The sequence below is a fragment of the Azospirillum rugosum genome, from assembly GCF_017876155.1.
In the GTDB taxonomy this organism is placed as follows: Bacteria; Pseudomonadota; Alphaproteobacteria; order Azospirillales; family Azospirillaceae; genus Azospirillum; species Azospirillum rugosum.
Genome location: NZ_JAGINP010000007.1, coordinates 41,566 through 58,917, shown reverse-complemented (window position 1 = coordinate 58,917; position 17,352 = coordinate 41,566). Strand labels below are relative to the sequence as shown.

15 protein-coding genes are annotated in these 17,352 nt (G+C 70.5%); 11 read left to right on the top strand and 4 right to left on the bottom strand.

Features of this window, described 5'->3' with window-relative positions; translation table 11 throughout:
• Window positions 1-214: 214 nt before the first annotated feature.
• Together J2851_RS11435 and J2851_RS11430 are read right to left on the bottom strand one after the other, a co-directional pair.
• The gene (locus tag J2851_RS11435; RefSeq protein WP_209766405.1) at window positions 215-1,003 is read right to left on the bottom strand and encodes a Crp/Fnr family transcriptional regulator; all 789 of its coding nucleotides are present in this window, start codon (window positions 1,001-1,003) and stop codon (window positions 215-217) included.
• Between the two features lie 145 nt (window positions 1,004-1,148).
• Window positions 1,149-3,317 carry a methyl-accepting chemotaxis protein gene (locus J2851_RS11430; RefSeq protein ID WP_209766404.1) on the bottom strand — a complete coding sequence of 723 codons (2,169 nt, stop codon included), beginning with the start codon at window positions 3,315-3,317 and terminating at the stop codon, window positions 1,149-1,151.
• A 599-nt stretch (window positions 3,318-3,916) separates the two neighbouring features.
• Between J2851_RS11430 and J2851_RS11425 the strand changes: the two genes are divergently transcribed.
• The 5 genes from J2851_RS11425 (at window position 3,917) to J2851_RS11405 (ending at window position 9,722) form a co-directional block, all read left to right on the top strand.
• On the top strand, window positions 3,917-5,080 hold the full coding sequence (locus J2851_RS11425) for a hydrogenase small subunit (RefSeq protein ID WP_209766403.1): 1,164 nt from the start codon (window positions 3,917-3,919) through the stop codon (window positions 5,078-5,080).
• 9 nt (window positions 5,081-5,089) lie between these two features.
• Window positions 5,090-6,157: a hydrogenase 2 operon protein HybA gene (hybA, locus tag J2851_RS11420; RefSeq protein WP_209766402.1), complete on the top strand. Its 1,068-nt coding sequence runs from the start codon at window positions 5,090-5,092 to the stop codon at window positions 6,155-6,157.
• Between the two features lie 10 nt (window positions 6,158-6,167).
• Window positions 6,168-7,367, top strand: coding sequence for a Ni/Fe-hydrogenase cytochrome b subunit (gene hybB / locus J2851_RS11415; RefSeq protein WP_209766401.1), 1,200 nt, complete (start codon window positions 6,168-6,170; stop codon window positions 7,365-7,367).
• A gap of 18 nt (window positions 7,368-7,385) precedes the next feature.
• On the top strand, window positions 7,386-9,092 hold the full coding sequence (locus J2851_RS11410) for a nickel-dependent hydrogenase large subunit (protein ID WP_209766400.1): 1,707 nt from the start codon (window positions 7,386-7,388) through the stop codon (window positions 9,090-9,092).
• Window positions 9,093-9,236: 144 nt separating this feature from the next.
• Complete coding sequence (locus J2851_RS11405) at window positions 9,237-9,722, top strand: HyaD/HybD family hydrogenase maturation endopeptidase (protein WP_209766399.1); 486 nt, start codon at window positions 9,237-9,239, stop codon at window positions 9,720-9,722.
• A 7-nt stretch (window positions 9,723-9,729) separates the two neighbouring features.
• On the opposite strand, the gene J2851_RS11400 is transcribed toward J2851_RS11405, so the two are convergent.
• Window positions 9,730-10,725: an MBL fold metallo-hydrolase gene (locus J2851_RS11400; protein WP_209766398.1), complete on the bottom strand. Its 996-nt coding sequence runs from the start codon at window positions 10,723-10,725 to the stop codon at window positions 9,730-9,732.
• A gap of 181 nt (window positions 10,726-10,906) precedes the next feature.
• Window positions 10,907-11,503 (bottom strand): HupE/UreJ family protein, encoded by a 597-nt coding sequence (locus J2851_RS11395; RefSeq protein ID WP_209766397.1) that lies wholly within the window; start codon window positions 11,501-11,503, stop codon window positions 10,907-10,909.
• 220 nt (window positions 11,504-11,723) lie between these two features.
• Between J2851_RS11395 and J2851_RS11390 the strand changes: the two genes are divergently transcribed.
• Genes J2851_RS11390 through J2851_RS11365 form a run of 6 tightly spaced genes read left to right on the top strand, consistent with a single transcriptional unit; the run spans window position 11,724 to window position 17,327 of the window.
• Window positions 11,724-12,005, top strand: a complete 282-nt coding sequence (locus J2851_RS11390; RefSeq protein ID WP_209766396.1) for a HypC/HybG/HupF family hydrogenase formation chaperone — start codon at window positions 11,724-11,726, stop codon at window positions 12,003-12,005.
• Window positions 12,005-12,484, top strand: coding sequence for a [NiFe]-hydrogenase assembly chaperone HybE (hybE, locus tag J2851_RS11385; protein WP_209766395.1), 480 nt, complete (start codon window positions 12,005-12,007; stop codon window positions 12,482-12,484). The genes J2851_RS11390 and hybE overlap by 1 nt, the downstream gene beginning before the upstream one ends.
• Complete coding sequence (locus J2851_RS36530) at window positions 12,481-13,659, top strand: nickel-dependent hydrogenase large subunit (protein ID WP_209766394.1); 1,179 nt, start codon at window positions 12,481-12,483, stop codon at window positions 13,657-13,659. Before hybE ends, J2851_RS36530 begins: the two co-directional genes overlap by 4 nt.
• A gap of 4 nt (window positions 13,660-13,663) precedes the next feature.
• Window positions 13,664-14,005 (top strand): hydrogenase maturation nickel metallochaperone HypA, encoded by a 342-nt coding sequence (hypA, locus tag J2851_RS11375; protein WP_209766393.1) that lies wholly within the window; start codon window positions 13,664-13,666, stop codon window positions 14,003-14,005.
• Window positions 14,005-14,988 carry a hydrogenase nickel incorporation protein HypB gene (gene hypB, locus J2851_RS11370; protein WP_209766392.1) on the top strand — a complete coding sequence of 328 codons (984 nt, stop codon included), beginning with the start codon at window positions 14,005-14,007 and terminating at the stop codon, window positions 14,986-14,988. Before hypA ends, hypB begins: the two co-directional genes overlap by 1 nt.
• Complete coding sequence (locus J2851_RS11365; RefSeq protein ID WP_209766391.1) at window positions 14,985-17,327, top strand: carbamoyltransferase HypF; 2,343 nt, start codon at window positions 14,985-14,987, stop codon at window positions 17,325-17,327. The genes hypB and J2851_RS11365 overlap by 4 nt, the downstream gene beginning before the upstream one ends.
• Window positions 17,328-17,352: the final 25 nt, after the last annotated feature.

Below are 17,352 nucleotides of genomic sequence, written 5' to 3'. Positions count from 1 at the left end.
TGAGGGGAGAGGGGTTGGGGTGAGGGTGGCGCCGGCCACAGGCCGGCCGGATACAATCAAAAGCGACGTAAAGTAAAATTTTCTCCGGGCTTGCGCCCGTAACGCCCCCTCACCCCAACCCCTCTCCCACAAGGGGAGAGGGGCTTATTGTTGCGTTTACCACCACCAAATTCACAGCAGCATATGCGCACATCTTGGGAAAGAAGAGGGGTTTTCACGCCGCGAGCGTCGCCGTGGCTTCCAGCGCGGCGGCGTCGTCCAGGCGGATGCGGTCGTTGGTCAGGCGGGTGATGGCGCCGGCGTCCTCCAGCTTGCGCAGAACACGGGACAGGGTCTCCGGGCGCAGGCCCAGGTAGGCGCCGATGTCCACCTTCGGCATGGGCAGGAAGACGCTGGGGCAACCGTCCGGCAGCGGGCGGGAACGGCGCGACAGGGCCAGCAGGAAGCTGGCGACCCGTTCCACCGCCGTCTTGCAGCCGAGCAGCAGGATCTGGTCCTGCGCCGCCGACAGCTCCACCGAGGTCATGGCGAGCAGCCGCGCCTGCACGGCCGGCCGGCGCTCCATCAGCCGGTGCAGCGCCGAGCGCGGCGCGCGGCAGACGGTGGAGGCGGTGACCGTCTCCGCCGTGTAGGCGTAGGCCTCGCCCACCGCCAGCCCGATCACGTCGCCGGCGGTGGCGAAGCCGGTGATCTGCTGCCGGCCGTCGGGCAGGGTCTTGTACAGCTTCAGCATGCCCGACACGACGGTAAAGACGCTGTCGGCCTCCGCCCCCTCCAGCACGACCGGGGTCGACGACAGGAGGTTGATGGTGCGCGACGCGGCGGACAGTTCCGGCAGCTCCTCCGCCGGCAGGGCGGCGCACAGCCCCTTGCTCCGCACCGAGCAGCCGGCGCAACGGCCCTTCTCCGTCGCCGCGCTGGAACCCGACACCACCGCCGGTGCGGGGATGGACACCGGAACGGCGGCGATGCTCTCGGCGGTGGCGGCAACGGAGAAGGTCATGGTGGGCACCTCGTGCTGTCCGACCCGGGGCGCCGCGGGATCACCCCACGACCGATACCAAGGTCTCAACTCTCAGCAAAAGGTATTGGTCCTCGGCCCTCCCTGCCCTGATCTGGATCAAGGGTTCCTGCAACAATTCGTTGCCTCACGCCGCCTCCACGTTGCGGATCGCGCCCAGGAAGCGGTCGATCTCGCCGCGCAACGCGTCGGCCTGCCGGGCAAGCCCCTGCGCGGAGGCCAGCATGTCGGAGGCGGCGGCCCCGGTCTTGCCCGCGGCCTCGCTGACGCCGACGATGGTGGTGGACACCGTCTGCGCCCCGGCCGCGGAGCGCTGGACCGTCTCAGCGATCTCCGCCGTGGCCGCCCCCTGCTGCTCCACCGCCGAGGCGATGACGGCGGAGATGCCGTCCACCTCGCGGATGATCGTGGCGATGCGGCCGATGGCCGACACGGCGGTGTCGCTGGCCGCCTGGATGTCGCCGATCAGGCCGCTGACCTCGCTGGTCGCCTTGGCGGTCTGGGCAGCAAGGCCCTTCACCTCGTTGGCGACCACCGCAAAGCCCTTGCCCGCGTCACCGGCCCGCGCCGCCTCGATGGTGGCGTTCAGCGCCAGCAGGTTGGTTTGGCTGGCGATGGTCTCGATCAGGCCGACCACCGCGCTGATCTTGCCCGCGGCCTGGACCAGCGCCTCCACCACCCTGTTGGTGCGCTGCGCCTCCTCCACCGCGTTGCGGGTGATGCGGACGGAGTCCGCGACCCGCCCGGCGATCTCCTGGATGGAGGCGGACAGCTCCTCCGTCGCCGCGGCGACCGTGTTCACGCCGTCGGACGTCTGGTCGGCGGAGGCGGCGACCGTCGCCGCCTGCCCGCTGGTCCGGTCGGCGATGGCGCGCATGGACTGCGCCGTCGCCTCCAACTCCACCGCGGCGTCGGCGACGGTGCGGACCACGCCGCTGACCTCCGCGTCGAAGCGGGCGGTCAGGCCCTCCACGGTCCGGGTGCGCCGATCCTGGCGGGCACGCCGCTCCTCCTCCTCCGCGCGCAGGCGGTCGGTCTGGATCAGCGCGTCCTTGAAGACCTGCACCGCGGCGGCCATGGCCCCGATCTCGTCGCGCCGCTCCCGCGCCGGGACGTCCGCCGCGTGGTCGCCGCCGGCCAGCCGCCGCATCGCCTCGGTCATCGCCGACAGGGGGCCGGTGACGCCGCGCGCGAACCACAGGCCGGCCGCCGACAGCGCGGCCAGCAGGAGCAGCCCGCCCAGCACCATCCGGTTGCGCAGTTCCGCGACCGGGGCCAGCACCTCGTCCAGCTCCGCCTCCGCCATCACCGCCCAGCGCAGGCCGAGCTGGTCGATGGGGCGATACGCGGAGATCACCTCAGCCCTGCGGTGGTTGCGGGTCTCGCCCACGCCGCCGCGCCCGGCCAGCGCGTCCGCGACCGTGTCGCTGTCTGCCCGGGTGGACAGCACCGTCGGAGCGGCGGACAGCCGGGAGTTGCTGCGCAGCAGCCGGTCGGCCCCGACCACATAGGTCTCCCCGGTGGCGCCCAGCCCCTGGGCCGCCTGCATGATCCGGTTGAGCTTGGCGTCCGACAGGACGAGCACCAGCACACCCAGGAGCTGCTCTTCCCCCGCCGGGGTGGCGAGTGTGATCGGGCTGGCGATGAAGGCGGTCGGGCGCCCGCCGGCCGGGGCGTAGGCGGTCAGGTCGCTCATCGCGACGCGCCCGGCCTTCGGCTCCGCGCTGATCCGCGCGAAGACATCGGCCAGCGCCGTGTCCTTCCAGGGGCCGGTCTTCAGGTTCGTCACGAAGTCGTCGCGCTTGGCGACGCTGTACAGGACCGTCCCGTCCGGGGCGATCAGCTGGATGTCGTCGTACTCGCGCCCGGCGGCGAGTTCGCGCAGCCAGGGGTGAATCTTGCCGTGGCTTGAGTCGTAGATGCTGTTTCCGCCCTGGTCGAGCTTCGACCTCTGGTCCGGCGGGTTCGGATTCTCGTCGAGGTACTTCCGCCGGACGATGGCGTCGGCCGCCCCGTTCGCCGCCTCCAGCCGGTAGCCGTTGACCATCCCCAGCAAGCCGTCGCGCAGCATGCGCACGTTGGCCGTCACCAGCGCGTCATCCTTCAGACTGTCCAGATAGTCGGACAGCGTGGCCTGCCGGGCCGCGGCCAGCGCTTCCAGCTTGTTGCGCTCCCCCGCCTTCAGGCTGTCGGCGGCCGAGACATAGCCGAGGACACCGGCCGCAAGAATGGAGACAAAGGACGCGGACACAATCATCGCGGGCAGCTTGTGCCGCAGGTCGACCGACATCGCCATCGTGTTTCCTCCCCGTATTGTTTGTTGTACAAATTAAAGCAAGGAGCGTGCCGCGGGGATGGTGGGAGATGGCCTGGGGTGGGGACCTGGGGGGGACCTGGGCAACAATGCTAGTTTCATGACGTAGCGCGTTTTCCCTCTCCCCTCCGGGGAGAGGGTTAGGGTGAGGGGGCAGCACAGGCTTGCCTGTGCCAGGGGATTGCCAAGGGGCAGAATGCCCCTTGGCGGCGCGCGAGCGCGCCAGCCCCCTCACCCTCCCCACCGCTGCGCGGTGGGTCCCCTCCCTCTCCCCGGAGGGGCGAGGGCGTTCGGACCGGGGATTCCCCTCCAACGACGCAACGTTGCGATTGCTGCACGGCAAAAGAACGATGCTTACGCATCAAATCGCTCGTTTGATGTAGATCAATGCCCGCCCCCTGAGACAACTGGTGCAATGACGCGGAGCGCTTCGCGTCAAAATACCCATACAAAATATGGGGAAAATGCCGTGCCGTGGCCCTGCCGCGGCGCGTTGCGTCGTGTCGCGCTTGCGGCGCCCGGGCCACAACGGTCCATAAGGGCGGCCTGCGGTCCTAATGAAGGGTCTTTGGGGGAAAGTCATGCCCGATGGTCATGTGGATCTCGACGCCGAGCACATCGGCGATCTCGACGAGTACGAAGGTGCGCTCGCCGGCATGTCGCGCCGGGAATTCCTGACATACTGCACCGGCGTGGCCGCGACCCTCGGGTTGTCCCCCGCCTTCGGCGTGAAGATCGCCAACGCCGCCGTCGCCGCCCCGCGCCCGACGGTGATCTGGCTGTCCGGCCAGGCCTGCACCGGCTGCACCGAGACGCTGCTGCGCACCAACCACCCGACGCTCGAGACGCTGATCCTCGACACCATCTCGCTCGACTACAACGAGACGCTGATGACCGGGTCCGGCCACCAGGCCGAGAACTGGAAGCAGCAGGCCATGAAGGCCAACTGGGGCAAGTACCTGATGGTCACCGACGGTGCCGTGCCGACTAAGGACGGCGGCGTCTACTGCAAGGTCGCCGGCAAGACCTTCAAGGAGGCCGTGCTGGAATGCGCCAAGGGTGCGGCCGCGGTGATCTCCATCGGGTCCTGCGCGTCGTGGGGCGGCTGGCCGTCCACCGGCGTCAACCCGACCGGCGCCGTGGGCCTGAACGAAATCATCAAGGACAAGCCGGTCGTCACCATCCCCGGCTGCCCGCCGAACCCCTACAACTTCCTGTCGCTGGTCCTGCATTTCGTCGCCTTCGGCAAGCTGCCGGAGCTGGACGACAAGATGCGCCCGAAGTTCGCCTACGGCCGCCTGATCCACGAGAACTGCGAGCGCCGCCCGCATTTCGACGCCGGCCGCTTCGCGCTGGAGTTCGGCGACACCGGCCACCGCCAGGGCTACTGCCTGTACAAGCTGGGCTGCAAGGGCCCGGAGACCTACGCGAACTGCCCGTCCATCGGCTTCAACGACGTCGGCCAGGGCACCTGGCCGGTCGGCACCGGCCACCCCTGCTTCGGCTGCACCGAGAAGGGCGTGGGCTTCACCAAGAGCATCCATGAGCTGGCGTCGCTGAAATCGGTGTCCCCGCCGAACAGCTACCCGGCGGTCGCCACCGACAAGGGCGAGGGCATCTCGGCGGGGGCCGCCGCGGTCGTCGCCGGCATCGCCGGTGCCGCGGTGGGTGCGGGTGCGGTGATCTCCAGCCGCCTCGGCAAGCAGGACGAGAAATCCGAGTCCTCCTCCACCCCGGCGGAGTGAGGTCGCGCCATGTCTGAGAAAAAGACGTCTGAGAGAAAGACATCGGTTTCCCGGCGCGGCTTCCTCAGGAACGCGGTGAAGGGCACCGCCGCCGCGACGGCGGCCGCCTGCACCACCGTGGTGGCCGCCCCGCCTGAGGCCAACGCGCTGCAACGCCCGCCCAAGCCCCTGCCGCCGGAGGCCGTCGGCCTGCTGTACGACAGCACGCTGTGCATCGGCTGCAAGGCCTGCGTCACGGCCTGCAAGGACGTGAACCACATGCCGCCCGAGGTGGGGCCGGAGCAGCAGGCGTGGAACGGCGCCCCCGGCAACCCCACCTGGGACACGCCGGTGGAGCTGTCGGCCAAGACGCTGAACGTCATCAAGGCCTACGTCCACGGCACCGGCGCCACCAAGGATGCGGCGGAGAACGGCTTCGCCTTCATCAAGCGCCAGTGCCTGCACTGCGCCGATCCGTCCTGCGTGTCGGTCTGCCCGGTTTCGGCCATGACCAAGGACCCGCAGAGCGGCATCGTCAGCCACAACCCGGACGCCTGCATCGGCTGCCGCTACTGCGTGCTGTCCTGCCCGTTCGGCGTGCCGAAGTACGACTACAACGACGCCTTCGGCGAGATTAAGAAGTGCCAGCTGTGCAAGCAGCGGCTCGCCCAGAACGAGCTGCCGGGCTGCGCCGACGTCTGCCCCACCGGCGCCACGCTGTTCGGCCGCTCCGACGAGCTGCTGAAGGAGGCCAAGCGCCGCACCGCGCTGAAACCGGGCGAGTACACGCACTTCCCGCGCGGCGACATCGCCGGCAAGGTCGGCGGCGCGCGGTCGGGCCACGAGAAGCTGGTTGAGGCCGCCTACCAGACGCACATCTACGGCGAGAAGGAGCTGGGCGGCACCCAGTGCCTGGCCGTGTCGGCGGTGCCCTTCGACAAGCTGAACCTGCCGACGAAGGTGCCGGAGACCGGCTATCCGACCCTGTCGGAAGGCATCCAGCACACGCTCTACGCCGGCATGATCGGCCCCGCGGTGGTGTTCGGCGGCCTCGCCTACCTGGCGCACCGCAACACCAAAGACCACACGGAAGAGTGAGGGCGCGATCATGGCTTCACACGCTCACGCGCATCAGCCCATCGGCGGGCGTCTTCTGACCCTGCCCTTCCTCGTCTGCTCCGTCCTCGTGGTCATCGCCGCCTTCATCCTGGCGCAGCGGTACGGCCACGGGTTGGGGGCGGTCACCAACCTGTCCGACGGCTACCCGTGGGGCATCTGGGTCGCCATCGACGTGGTCATCGGCTCGGCCTTCGGCTGCGCCGGCTACGTCATGGCCATGCTCTGCTACATCCTGAACAAGGGCGAATACCACCCGATGGTCCGCCCGGCGGTGATGGCCAGCCTGTTCGGCTACGGCCTCGCCGGTGCCGCGGTGCTGATCGACCTCGGCCGCTACTGGCACTTCTACCACCTGATGCTGCCCTGGTACGCCCAGCCGAACTCCGTGATGCTGGAGGTCGGGCTGTGCGTGGCGACCTACACGCTGGTGCTGGTGGTGGAGTTCGCCCCGGCCTTCCTGGAGCGCTTCGGCATCGAGGGGCTGCGGCGCAAGCTGAACAAGGTGCTGTGGGTCTTCATCGCGCTGGGCGTGCTGCTGCCGACCATGCACCAGTCCTCGCTCGGCACCATGATGGTGATCGTCGGGCACAAGCTGTCGCCGCTGTGGCAGACGCAGCTTCTGCCGGTCTTCTTCCTGCTGACCGCGGTGCTGATGGGCTTCGCCATCGTGGTGTGGGAGTCGGTGATGGCCTCGCTGAACTTCCGCCGCCCGATGGAAACGCCGGTGCTGAAGAAGTTGGCCGGCCTGATGCTGGTCGTCGCCTCGGTCTTCGTGGCGCTCCGCGTCGTCGACCTCCTGGTGCGCGGCCAGTTCGGCCAGATGTTCGGCGGCCCGCAGGCCGGCTGGTTCTGGGTGGAGTCGGTGCTGATGGTCGGCGGCCTCGCGCTGCTGATCCCGAAGGCGAACCGCGGGCGGTCGCGCGCGCTGTTCCTGTCCTCCTCCATGCTGCTGACGGCCGGGATCCTCTACCGCCTGAACGTCTACCTCATAGGCTTCACGCCGGCGGTCGGCCCCTGGCACTACTTCCCGTCGGTCAAGGAAATCATGGTCACCGTCGGCGTCTTCGCGCTGGAGATCGCGCTGTACCTGGTCTTCGTGAAGAAGCTGCCGGTCCTCCACGCCATCGAAGATCATTCCGCCAATTCAGGCGCCCCCACGTCCAACGCCGTCCAAGCGAAGCACGGCTGAGTTTAGGAGATTTCTGTTATGGCTCAGCGAGTTGTTGTTGATCCGGTCACCCGCATCGAGGGTCACCTGCGGGTCGATTGCGAAGTGGACGGCGGCAAGGTCACCAAGGCCTGGGCGTCCGGCCAGATGTGGCGCGGCATCGAACTGATCCTTCAGGGCAAGGACCCGCGCGACGCCTGGGTGTTCGCTCAGCGCATCTGCGGCGTCTGCACCACCGTGCACGCCATCACCTCCGTCCGCGCGGTGGAGAACGCGCTGAAGCTGGAGGTGCCGCTCAACGCGCAGTACATCCGCAACATGATCCAGGGCGCCCACAACGTCCACGATCACATCGTGCACTTCTACCACCTGTCGGCGCTGGACTTCGTCGACATCGCCTCGGCGCTGAAGGCCGACCCGGCGGCCACGGCGAAGCTCGCCCAGTCCATCTCCGACTGGCCGAAGAACAGCGTCCAGGAATTCGCCACCGCGCAGAAGAAGCTGCAGGCCTTCATCAACTCCGGCCAGCTCGGCATCTTCGGCTCGGGCTACTGGGGCCACCCGGCGATGAAGCTGACGCCGGAAGCCAACCTGATGGCGGCGGCGCACTACCTCCAGGCGCTGGACTACCAGCGGCGCATGAACAAGGTGGTGGCGATCCTCGGGTCCAAGACCCCGCACATCCAGAACATGGCGGTGGGCGGCGTCACCAACCCGATCAACATGAACAGCCAGTCCACCCTGACGCTCGAAAAGCTGATGTACATCAAGCAGCTGATCGACGAGGTGGGCGACTTCATCACCGCCGTCTACCTGCCGGACGTGGCGGCCATCGGCGCCTTCTACGCCGACTGGACGCAGTATGGCCGGGGCGTGGTGAACTACCTGTCCATCCCCGACATGCCGCTGGACACCAAGGGGACCGTCTTCGCCCTGCCCGCCGGCTTCATCGAGAACGGCGACCTCGCCAAGGGCTTCACCCCCGTCAAGGGCTTCAACGATCCCTACTTCGAGAAGGGCGTGAAGGAGAGCGTGAAGCACTCCTGGTACCAGGGCGGCAAGGGCCCCCTGCACCCCTACGACGGGGAGACGATCCCGCAGTTCACCGACTGGCAGGACGAGGGCAAGTACAGCTGGATCAAGTCGCCGACCTTCTACGACAAGCGCGCCCAGGTCGGCCCGCTGGCCAACGTGCTGGGCATGTACGCGTCGGGCCACCAGCGCACGCAGTACTGGGTGCACGCGGTGCTCGACACCGTGTCGAAGCACCTGGGCAGCAAGGTGGGCGTGGACGCGCTGCACTCCACCATCGGCCGCCACGCCGCCCGCGCGGTGCGCTGCGTGGTCCTGTACGAGGAGCTGCAGAACCAGTGGAAGCTGCTGATGGAGAACATCGCGAAGGGCGACACCACGACCTTCAACAAGCCGGTGTTCCCGAAGGGCGAGATCCGCGGCTTCGGCTTCCACGAGGCGCCGCGCGGCATGCTGTCCCACTGGGTCGTCATCGAGAACGGCAAGATCAAGAACTACCAGGCGGTCGTGCCGACCACCTGGAACGCCGGCCCGCGCGACGAGACCGGCCAGATCTCCGCCTATGAGGCCGCACTGCTCGACAACCCGGTGGCGGTCGCCGACCAGCCGCTGGAGATCATCCGCACGCTGCACAGCTTCGACCCGTGCCTGGCCTGCGCCGTGCACCTGACCGACACGGAGACGAAGTCGCACTATCAGGTGAAGGTGCTCTGAGTCCCTTCTCTAGTCGCCCATGACCTGGCCCCTCTTCCACCCGGAAGAGGGGCATTTTCTTTGTGATTGATCCAGTTCACGGCGCACACCGCCGAATCCGGCTATCGGCGTCGTCTCCACCCCTCGTCACGGAGCCCAAACCCCATGTCCATCCTCGTCCTCGGCCTCGGCAACATCCTCCTGATGGACGAAGGGGTGGGCGTGCGCGCCATGGAGGCGTTCGACGCCGCCTGGACCGTGCCCGACCATGTCAGCGTCGTGGACGGCGGCACCTGCGGCATGGACATGCTGGACCTGATCGCCAGCCACGACCACCTGATCGCGGTGGACGCGGTGAAGACCGGCGCCCCGCCCGCCACGCTGGTCGTGCTGCGCGGGGACGAGGTGCCGGCCTATTTCAAGGGCAAGCTGTCGCCCCACCAGCTCGGCCTCAGCGACCTGCTGGCCTCGCTGAAGCTCCAGGACGAAGCGCCGCAGAGCGTGACGGTGATCGGCTGCGTGCCGATGGCGCTTGGCACCGGCCTGATGCTGTCGCCGGAAATCGAGGCGCAAATCCCGGAGATGGTGACGCTGATCGCGGAGGAACTGGAGCGCCACGGCGTGACGGCCGTCCCCCGCGCGGCGTCGTAAGCGGGTTTCACCGATCCGTGCGGATCGGCCCGTACTCCACCGGGACCCAGGCGTAGCCGGTCGGCTCGGCCCGGACGTGGCCGATGCCGGGGAAGGGCAGATGGGCGCCGGCCACCCACAGCTTCTGCGCCGCGGCGTCGGCGAAGAGGCGCTTGCGCGTCTCGATGGCCTGCGCCTTGTCCACGTCGAACTCGATGGCGACCTCCGGCCGGGCGAACTGGACCGAGTGGCTGTGGACGATGTCGCCCCACATCAGGATGCTCGTGCCCTTCGCGCTGAACAGGTACCCGCTGTGGCCCGGCGTGTGCCCCGGGGCCGCGACGCTGGACACGCCCGGCAGAAGCGCCTCGCCCGGCTGGTAGGGCTTCAGCTTGCCGGCGGCGGCGTAGGGGGCCACCGCGGCGCGCGCCATGGCGAAGAAGGGCTGCGCGTCGGCCGGCGCCTTGGCGGCGACCTCCTCGCTCAGCCAGAAATCGGCCTCCGCCTTCGCCACGCGCACCTCGGCGTTGGGGAAGGCCATGGCACCGCCGGCGGCCAGCAGGCCGTTGGCGTGGTCGGGGTGCAGGTGGGTCAGCAGCACCGCGTCGACCTGCGCGGGGTCGTAGCCGGCCGCGCGGATGTTGTCGGCGATGAACCCCAGGGCCGGGCCGAAGGCCTTGGCCGTGCCGGTGTCCACCAGGACGAGGTTGGTCCCGGTGTGCACGAGGAAGGCGTTGACCGCCGTCTGCACGCCCGGCGTGTCGGCCAGGAACATGCGGGCGAGCAGGCCCTGAATGTCCTCCGCGCTCGCCCCGCTCAGGATCTTGCGATCGAGGTCGATGAAGCCGTCGTACAGCGCGGTGACCTCGATGTCGCCCAGCGCCATGCGGTAGAAGCCCGGCGCCTGGGTGCGCTGCTGGGCCGGCGGGGCGGCCTGGGCCGAACCCGCGACCGTCACGGCGGCGCCGGCGACGGCCATGGCGAGCAGGGCGCCGCGCAGCGCGCCGGAAATGGACAAGGTCATGGACGAAATTCCCCGGTGGACGAAACGGCGGCCAGAATGGCCTCCCGCGCCCCGCCGGGAAAGCGTGCGCTTCGCCGCACGCCAAACCATTGGTTTATCGCGCCGATCGACAGCGGATCCGGACATGGAAAAGGCCCGGCGGAGCACCCCGCCGGGCCTTTCCGCTCCGAATCGGGGACCGTCAGCCGAGCGCGATCAGCGCCACGCCGGCCAGACCGACCAACGCGCCGGTGCCGCGCACCGCCAGGGTCCCGCGACGGCCCTCGACCAGACGGCGCAGCGACAGCGCAGCACCAATGCCGGCCACGTGCAGCAGGGCCGTGGACACCGCGAAGCCCAGGCCGTAGAGCAGCGGCTGAGCCGCCTCCGGCATCTCCGTCCCGTGGGCGTGGCCGTGGAAGACGGCGAACAGGGCGACCACGCCGGCCGAGGCCAGCAGCGGCAGGCGCGACTGCAGGGCGACCAGCCCGCCCAGCGCCACCACCGACAGCAGGATCCCCAGCTCCGCCTGCGGCAGGTCGATCCCGGCCATGCCCATCAGGCCGCCGCCGACCATGGCGCCGACAAAGGCGGTGGGCAGGAGCCACAGGGCGTTGCCGCCGCGCTGCGCGGCCCACAGGCCGACCGCGACCATGGCCAGCAGGTGGTCCCAGCCGCCGACGGGGTGCAGGAAACCATGGACGAGCCCGGCGTCGTGGGCGCCGAAGGTGTGGGCGAGCGCCGCGTTGGGCAGCGCGGCGAGGGCCGCGGCGGCCGACGCGAGAGCGAGACGTTTCATCCGAGCATTCCCCTGACGTTCGTTAAGCCGCGCGCGACCGACCCCTTTCCATCGCGCGCATTGTGACCGCCACTCTAGCAGACCGGTACCGTTTGGAAACATCCGTCCGCAGGGAAACCGTTTGGGAACCGTATCTTTGATGCACATCAATGTGCGCGTGCGGCCCCCGGTCAAGATGCCCCCGGTCAATATGCACGGCGAATCCAGGAAGGGCGCGCGCATGTGTCTCGGCATCCCGATGCAGGTCCTTGAGACCGACGGCTTCACCGCGCTGTGCGCCGGCCGGGGGGAGGAGCGGCGCGTCAACGTCATGCTGATCGAGGAGGTGCCGCCCGGCGGCTGGCTGCTCGTGCACCTGGACAACGCCGTCCGCGCGCTGGAGGAGGAGGAGGAGGTCAAGCCGCTGAACGACGCGCTGGACGCCATCCTGCTGGCCGCGCGCGGCGAGAACGTCGACCACCTGTTCGCCGACCTCGCCACCCCGTCCGGGACCCCGGCCTGATGGACGCCCGCGTCGCCGCCCTCGTCGACGCCTACCGCGCGATCGGCGCGCGCGACATGGCGGACGTGCCGATCTGCAACGCCGGCCTGTCGGTGGAGGCCGTGGGCTTCCGCGAACAGGGGCCGGGCTGGCTCGGCTGCGTGATCGCGCCCTGGTTCCTCAACGCCGTGCTGATCCCGCGCGACCCGGCACCCTGGGCCGCGCTGCTGGACGGCGACAAGACGGAGATCACCCTGCCGTCGGGCGCCTACCGTTTCACCGCCGCGCGCATGGACGGTTTGGGCACGCTGCTGGTGATCCCGCTGGTGTCCGCCATGAACGTCCTGTCCAGCCAGGAGGAGGCGCGCGCCGCAGCATTCCTCGCGCTCGACACGCTTCTGAGGGCGCCCGCCCCGACGCCAGCGCCGGAACCGCCCGCCGCGAAGCCGGAAACGCCGGCCCTGTCCCGCCGCTCCCTGTTCCGCGGCGGGCGCCGGTGAACCCCGCGCCCGGAGGCCTCGAAGGGTCCGTCGCCGTCCGCCTGGCCGTGGCCGACGGGCGGGTGCGCGCCGCGACGGTGACCATCGCCCGCCCCGCCGCCGCCCGCGCCCTGGTCGGGCGCACACCGGACGAGGCGTTGGGTCTGGTGCCGCTGCTGTTCAGCCTGTGCGGCACCGCCCAGGCGCTGGCCGCCGCGCAAGCGTTGGAGACGGCGCTGGGCATCGACGCCTCCGCCCACGGCGGCGCCCGCGCCCTGATGATCGCGGCGGAGACGCTGGACAACCACGCCTGGCAGGTCCTGATGGGCTGGCCGGCCCGGCTGGGCGAAGGGCCGCAGCCGCAGGCCCTGGCGGCGCTGCGCCACGCCACCGCGTCAATGTCGGCGGCGCTCTACCCGGCGCGCGACGGGCGGCGGCTCGGCGGCGGCGTCCTGCGCCCCGACCGCGCCCTGCTGGACGCCGCACTCTCCCGCCTGTCCAAGCCCCTGGCGGACGCCGTGTTCGCCGGCCCCGCCCCGGCCAGCCCCACCTTGACCAACTTGGCCGACCTCGACGTCTGGGCCGCGGAGGGGGCGACGCCCGCCGCGCGCCTGATGCGCCGCGCGCTGGCGCCGGACCTCGCCGGCTTCGGCGCCGCGGGCGCCGCGCCGCTGCTCCCCCACCCCGCCCCCTGGTTCGGGGAGCGGCTGGCGGCCTCCCGCGGATTTGCGACCGCGCCCCACCAGGACGGCGCGCCGGCCCACACCGGCCCCCTGGCCCGGCAGCAAGCACACTCTCTGGTCGCCGCGCTGTTGACCCGCCATGGAGACGGCGTCGCCGCGCACCTCGCCGCCCGGCTGGTGGAGATCGCCGCCTTGCCAACCCTGATGGCGGAGCTGGCCGCCGGGCTGGAGCCCGCCGATCCGGGCCGGGGCGACGGCGGCCCCGGAAACGGCGCCGGGGCGGTGGACACGGCGCGGGGGCGGCTGGCGCACTGGGTGCGGCTGGAGGACGGGCGGATCGCCGACTGCCGCATCGTGGCGCCCACCGAATGGAACTTCGCCGCCGACGGGCCGCTGGCTCGAGGGCTGGTCGGGGCGGTGACGGACGCCGGACTGGAGGAGCGCGCCGGGATGTTGGTGGCGGCACTCGATCCCTGCGTCGCCAGCGCCATCGTCATTGAGCGGGAGGACTGACCCCATGCACGAACTGGCGCTCAGCCAGGGCATCATCGACGTGATCCGCGACCAGTCCGCCGCGCAGGGCTTCACGCGGGTGAAGACCGTCCGGCTGGTCATCGGCGCCCTGTCCCACGTCGAGCCGGAGGCGATCGCCTTCGGCTTCGACGCCGTCAGCCGCGGCACGGTCGCGGAAGGCGCGGCGCTGGAGATCGAACGCCCGCCCGGCGAGGCCTTCTGCCTGGGCTGCGAAAAGCCCGTCCCGCTCGCCGAGCGGTCCGATCCCTGCCCGCATTGCGGGGGGCACCAGCTCGTCGTCACCGGCGGCGAGGAATTGCGCGTCAAGGAACTGGAGGTGGAGTGATGTGCACGGTCTGCGGCTGCGCCGAAGGCGAAACCAAAATCGAATCCGGCCACGCCCACGGCCATCACCACCATCACCATGGTCACCATGATCATGACCACCATCACGATCATGCCCACGATCATCATCATGATCATGGGCACGAGCATGTCGGCCCGGACGGCAAGGTCTACCGCCATACCCACGGCCATCACCATCATGATCACGGGCATGATCACGGGCATGATCACGGGCACGATCATGACCACGGGCACGACCACGGCACCATCGACCTCAGCCGCGGCCCGGCGGGGACGGAGGTGCCCGGCCTGTCGCAGGCGCGGCTGGTGACCATCGAGCAGGACATCCTCGCCAAGAACGACGGCTTCGCCGCGGTGAACCGCCAGCTGTTCGCGGCCAAGGGTGTGTTCGTGCTGAACCTGATGTCCAGCCCCGGGTCGGGCAAGACGACCCTGCTGACCCGCACCCTGACCGACCTGAAGGGCCGCTTCCCCATGGCGGTGATCGAGGGCGACCAGCAGACCAGCTTCGACGCCGACCGCATCCGCGCCACCGGCACGCCGGCCATCCAGGTCAATACCGGCAAGGGCTGCCACCTGGACGCCCAGATGGTGACCCAGGCCGTTGGCCGCCTGGGGGTCGCGGACGACAGCGTCCTGTTCATCGAGAATGTCGGCAACCTCGTCTGCCCGGCCGGCTTCGACCTGGGGGAAGCGCACAAGGTCGTTGTCCTGTCGGTGACGGAGGGGGAGGACAAGCCGCTGAAATACCCGGCCATGTTCGCCGCGGCCGACCTGCTGCTGGTCAACAAGGTGGACCTGTTGCCGCACCTGACCTTCGACGTGGCGCGCATGATCGATTACGCCCGCCGGCTGAAGCCCGGGCTGCGGGTAATCGAGGTCTCCGCCACCGGCGGCCAGGGGCTGGAGGACTGGTACGCCTGGATCGCGGACGGTCTGGCGAAGGCCGGCGCGAAGCGGTGAAGCGGGTCCGCGTCCGGGTCCGCGGGCAGGTGCAGGGGGTGGGCTTCCGCCCCTTCGTCCACGCGCTGGCCCATCGCTTCGGCCTGACCGGCTGGGTCCTGAACGACGGCGAGGGCGTGCTGGCGGAGTTGCAGGGCGACGACACCGGACCGGCCCTCGCGGCGTTGGAGGCGGAGGCCCCGCCGCTCGCCCGCATCGACGCGGTGGAGGTCGCGGACGTCCCGGTCGAGCCGGGCGAGTCCCGCTTCGTCATCCTCCCCTCGCGCGGCGGGGCGGTGACCACCGGCGTCTCCGCCGACGCCGCCGTCTGCCCGTCCTGCCTCGCCGAGCTGTTCGACCCACGCGACCGCCGCTACCGCTACCCGTTCCTGACCTGCACCCACTGCGGCCCGCGCTTCACCATCACGCGCCGCCTGCCCTACGACCGGCCGAACACCTCCATGGCCGGCTTCCCACTCTGCCCCGCCTGCGCCGCCGAATACGCCGACCCTGCCGACCGCCGCTTCCACGCCCAGCCGACCGCCTGCCCGGCCTGCGGCCCGCGCCTGTCGCATACCATCGAGGACATCCTCGCGGCGCTGAAGGCCGGAAAGATCGTCGCCATCAAGGGGCTTGGCGGCTTCCACCTCGCCTGCGACGCCTTCGACGCGGACGCCGTGGCGCGGCTGCGCGAGCGCAAGCAGCGCAACGGCAAGCCCTTCGCCCTGATGGTCGCCAACGCCGCCTCCGCCGCCCGCCTCGCCGAGGTGGGCACGGCGGAGCGCGCGCTGCTGGAGGAGGTGGCCCGGCCCATCGTGCTGCTTAGGCGGCGCGCTACCCCCACCCTCCCGCTTCGCGGGTCCCCCCCTCCCCCGCTGCGCAGGGGAGGGCTTATTCGCGAAGCGGCGGAGTTCCCTCCCCCGCCCAGCGGGGGAGGGTTAGGGTGGGGGCACTCGGAGCACGCACTCCCCCCCTCCATCGCCCCCGACCTAGCCTGGATCGGCGTCATGCTGCCCTGCACGCCGATCCAGTACCTGTTGTTCCACGAGGCCGCCGGCCGCCCGGAGGGCACGGCGTGGCTGGAGGATCCCCAGGACCTGACGCTCGTCATGACCTCCGCCAACCCCGGCGGGGAGCCGCTGGTGATCGGCAACGCCGAGGCGCACGAACGCCTCGCCGGCATCGCCGACCTGATCGTGGACCACGACCGCGACATCCTCGTCCGCGCCGACGACAGCGTGATGCGCGTGGTGGCCGGCGCGCCGGCCTTCCTGCGGCGCGGGCGCGGGCATGTGCCGGTGCCGATCCGCCTGCCGCGCGCCGTACCGCCGGTGCTGGCGGTCGGCGGGCATCTGAAAACGACCGTCTGCCTGACCCGCGGGACGGAGGCCTTCCTCAGCCAGCACGTCGGCGACCTGGACAACGCCGCCACGCTGGCCTTCCTGGGGGAGACCGTCGCCCACCTGCGCGCCATCCTGGAGGTGGAGCCGGTCGCCGTCGCCCACGACCTGCACCCCGACTTCCAGTCCACGCGCTTCGCCGAGTCCCTCGGCCTGCCCACCATCCCGGTGCAGCACCACCACGCCCACGTCGCCGCGGTTCTGGCCGAACACGGCGTGACAGGACCGGCGCTCGGCTTGGCGCTCGACGGCTTCGGGCTGGGGGCGGACGGTGGCTCCTGGGGCGGGGAGATGCTGCTGGTCGGGGGGACGCGCTTCGAACGGCTCGGCCATCTCGCCCCGCTCGCCCAGCCGGGCGGCGACGTGGCCGCCCGCCAGCCCTGGCGCATGGGCGCGGCGGCGCTCGCCCGCATGGGGCGCGGCGCGGAGATCGCCGAGCGGTTCCGGCACTGCGGCCCGGCGGATGGCGTCCGGCGGCTGATCGAAACCGGTGTCCACGCGCCGCCGACCAGCTCCTGCGGGCGCTGGTTCGACGCGGCCTGCGGCCTGCTCGGCGTGCGAGCGGTTGCCGGCTTCGAGGGGGAAGCGCCCATGGTCCTGGAATCGCTGGTCCGCCGCCCCACCGTCCTTCCGGGCGGCTGGCGGCTCACCGACGGCGTCCTCGACCTCACGCCTCTGCTGGAAAGCTTGTTGCAGATCAATGCGCAGGAGGGCGCCGACCGTTTCCATGGCACGCTGGTGGCGGCCCTGCTGGACTGGGCGACGCCCGCGCTGTCGGCGCGCGGGCTCGACCGGATCGCGCTGTCGGGCGGCTGCCTGATGAACGCGGTGCTGTCGGACGGGCTGGCGGCAGGCTTCGCGGAGCGTGGCATCACCCCCCTGCTGCCCCGCCGCGCGCCGGCCAACGACGGCGGCCTCAGCCTCGGCCAGGCGTGGGTCGCCGGGCAAGCGCTGCTGTAAGGGCCTTGATTCTAGGAAAGGATGG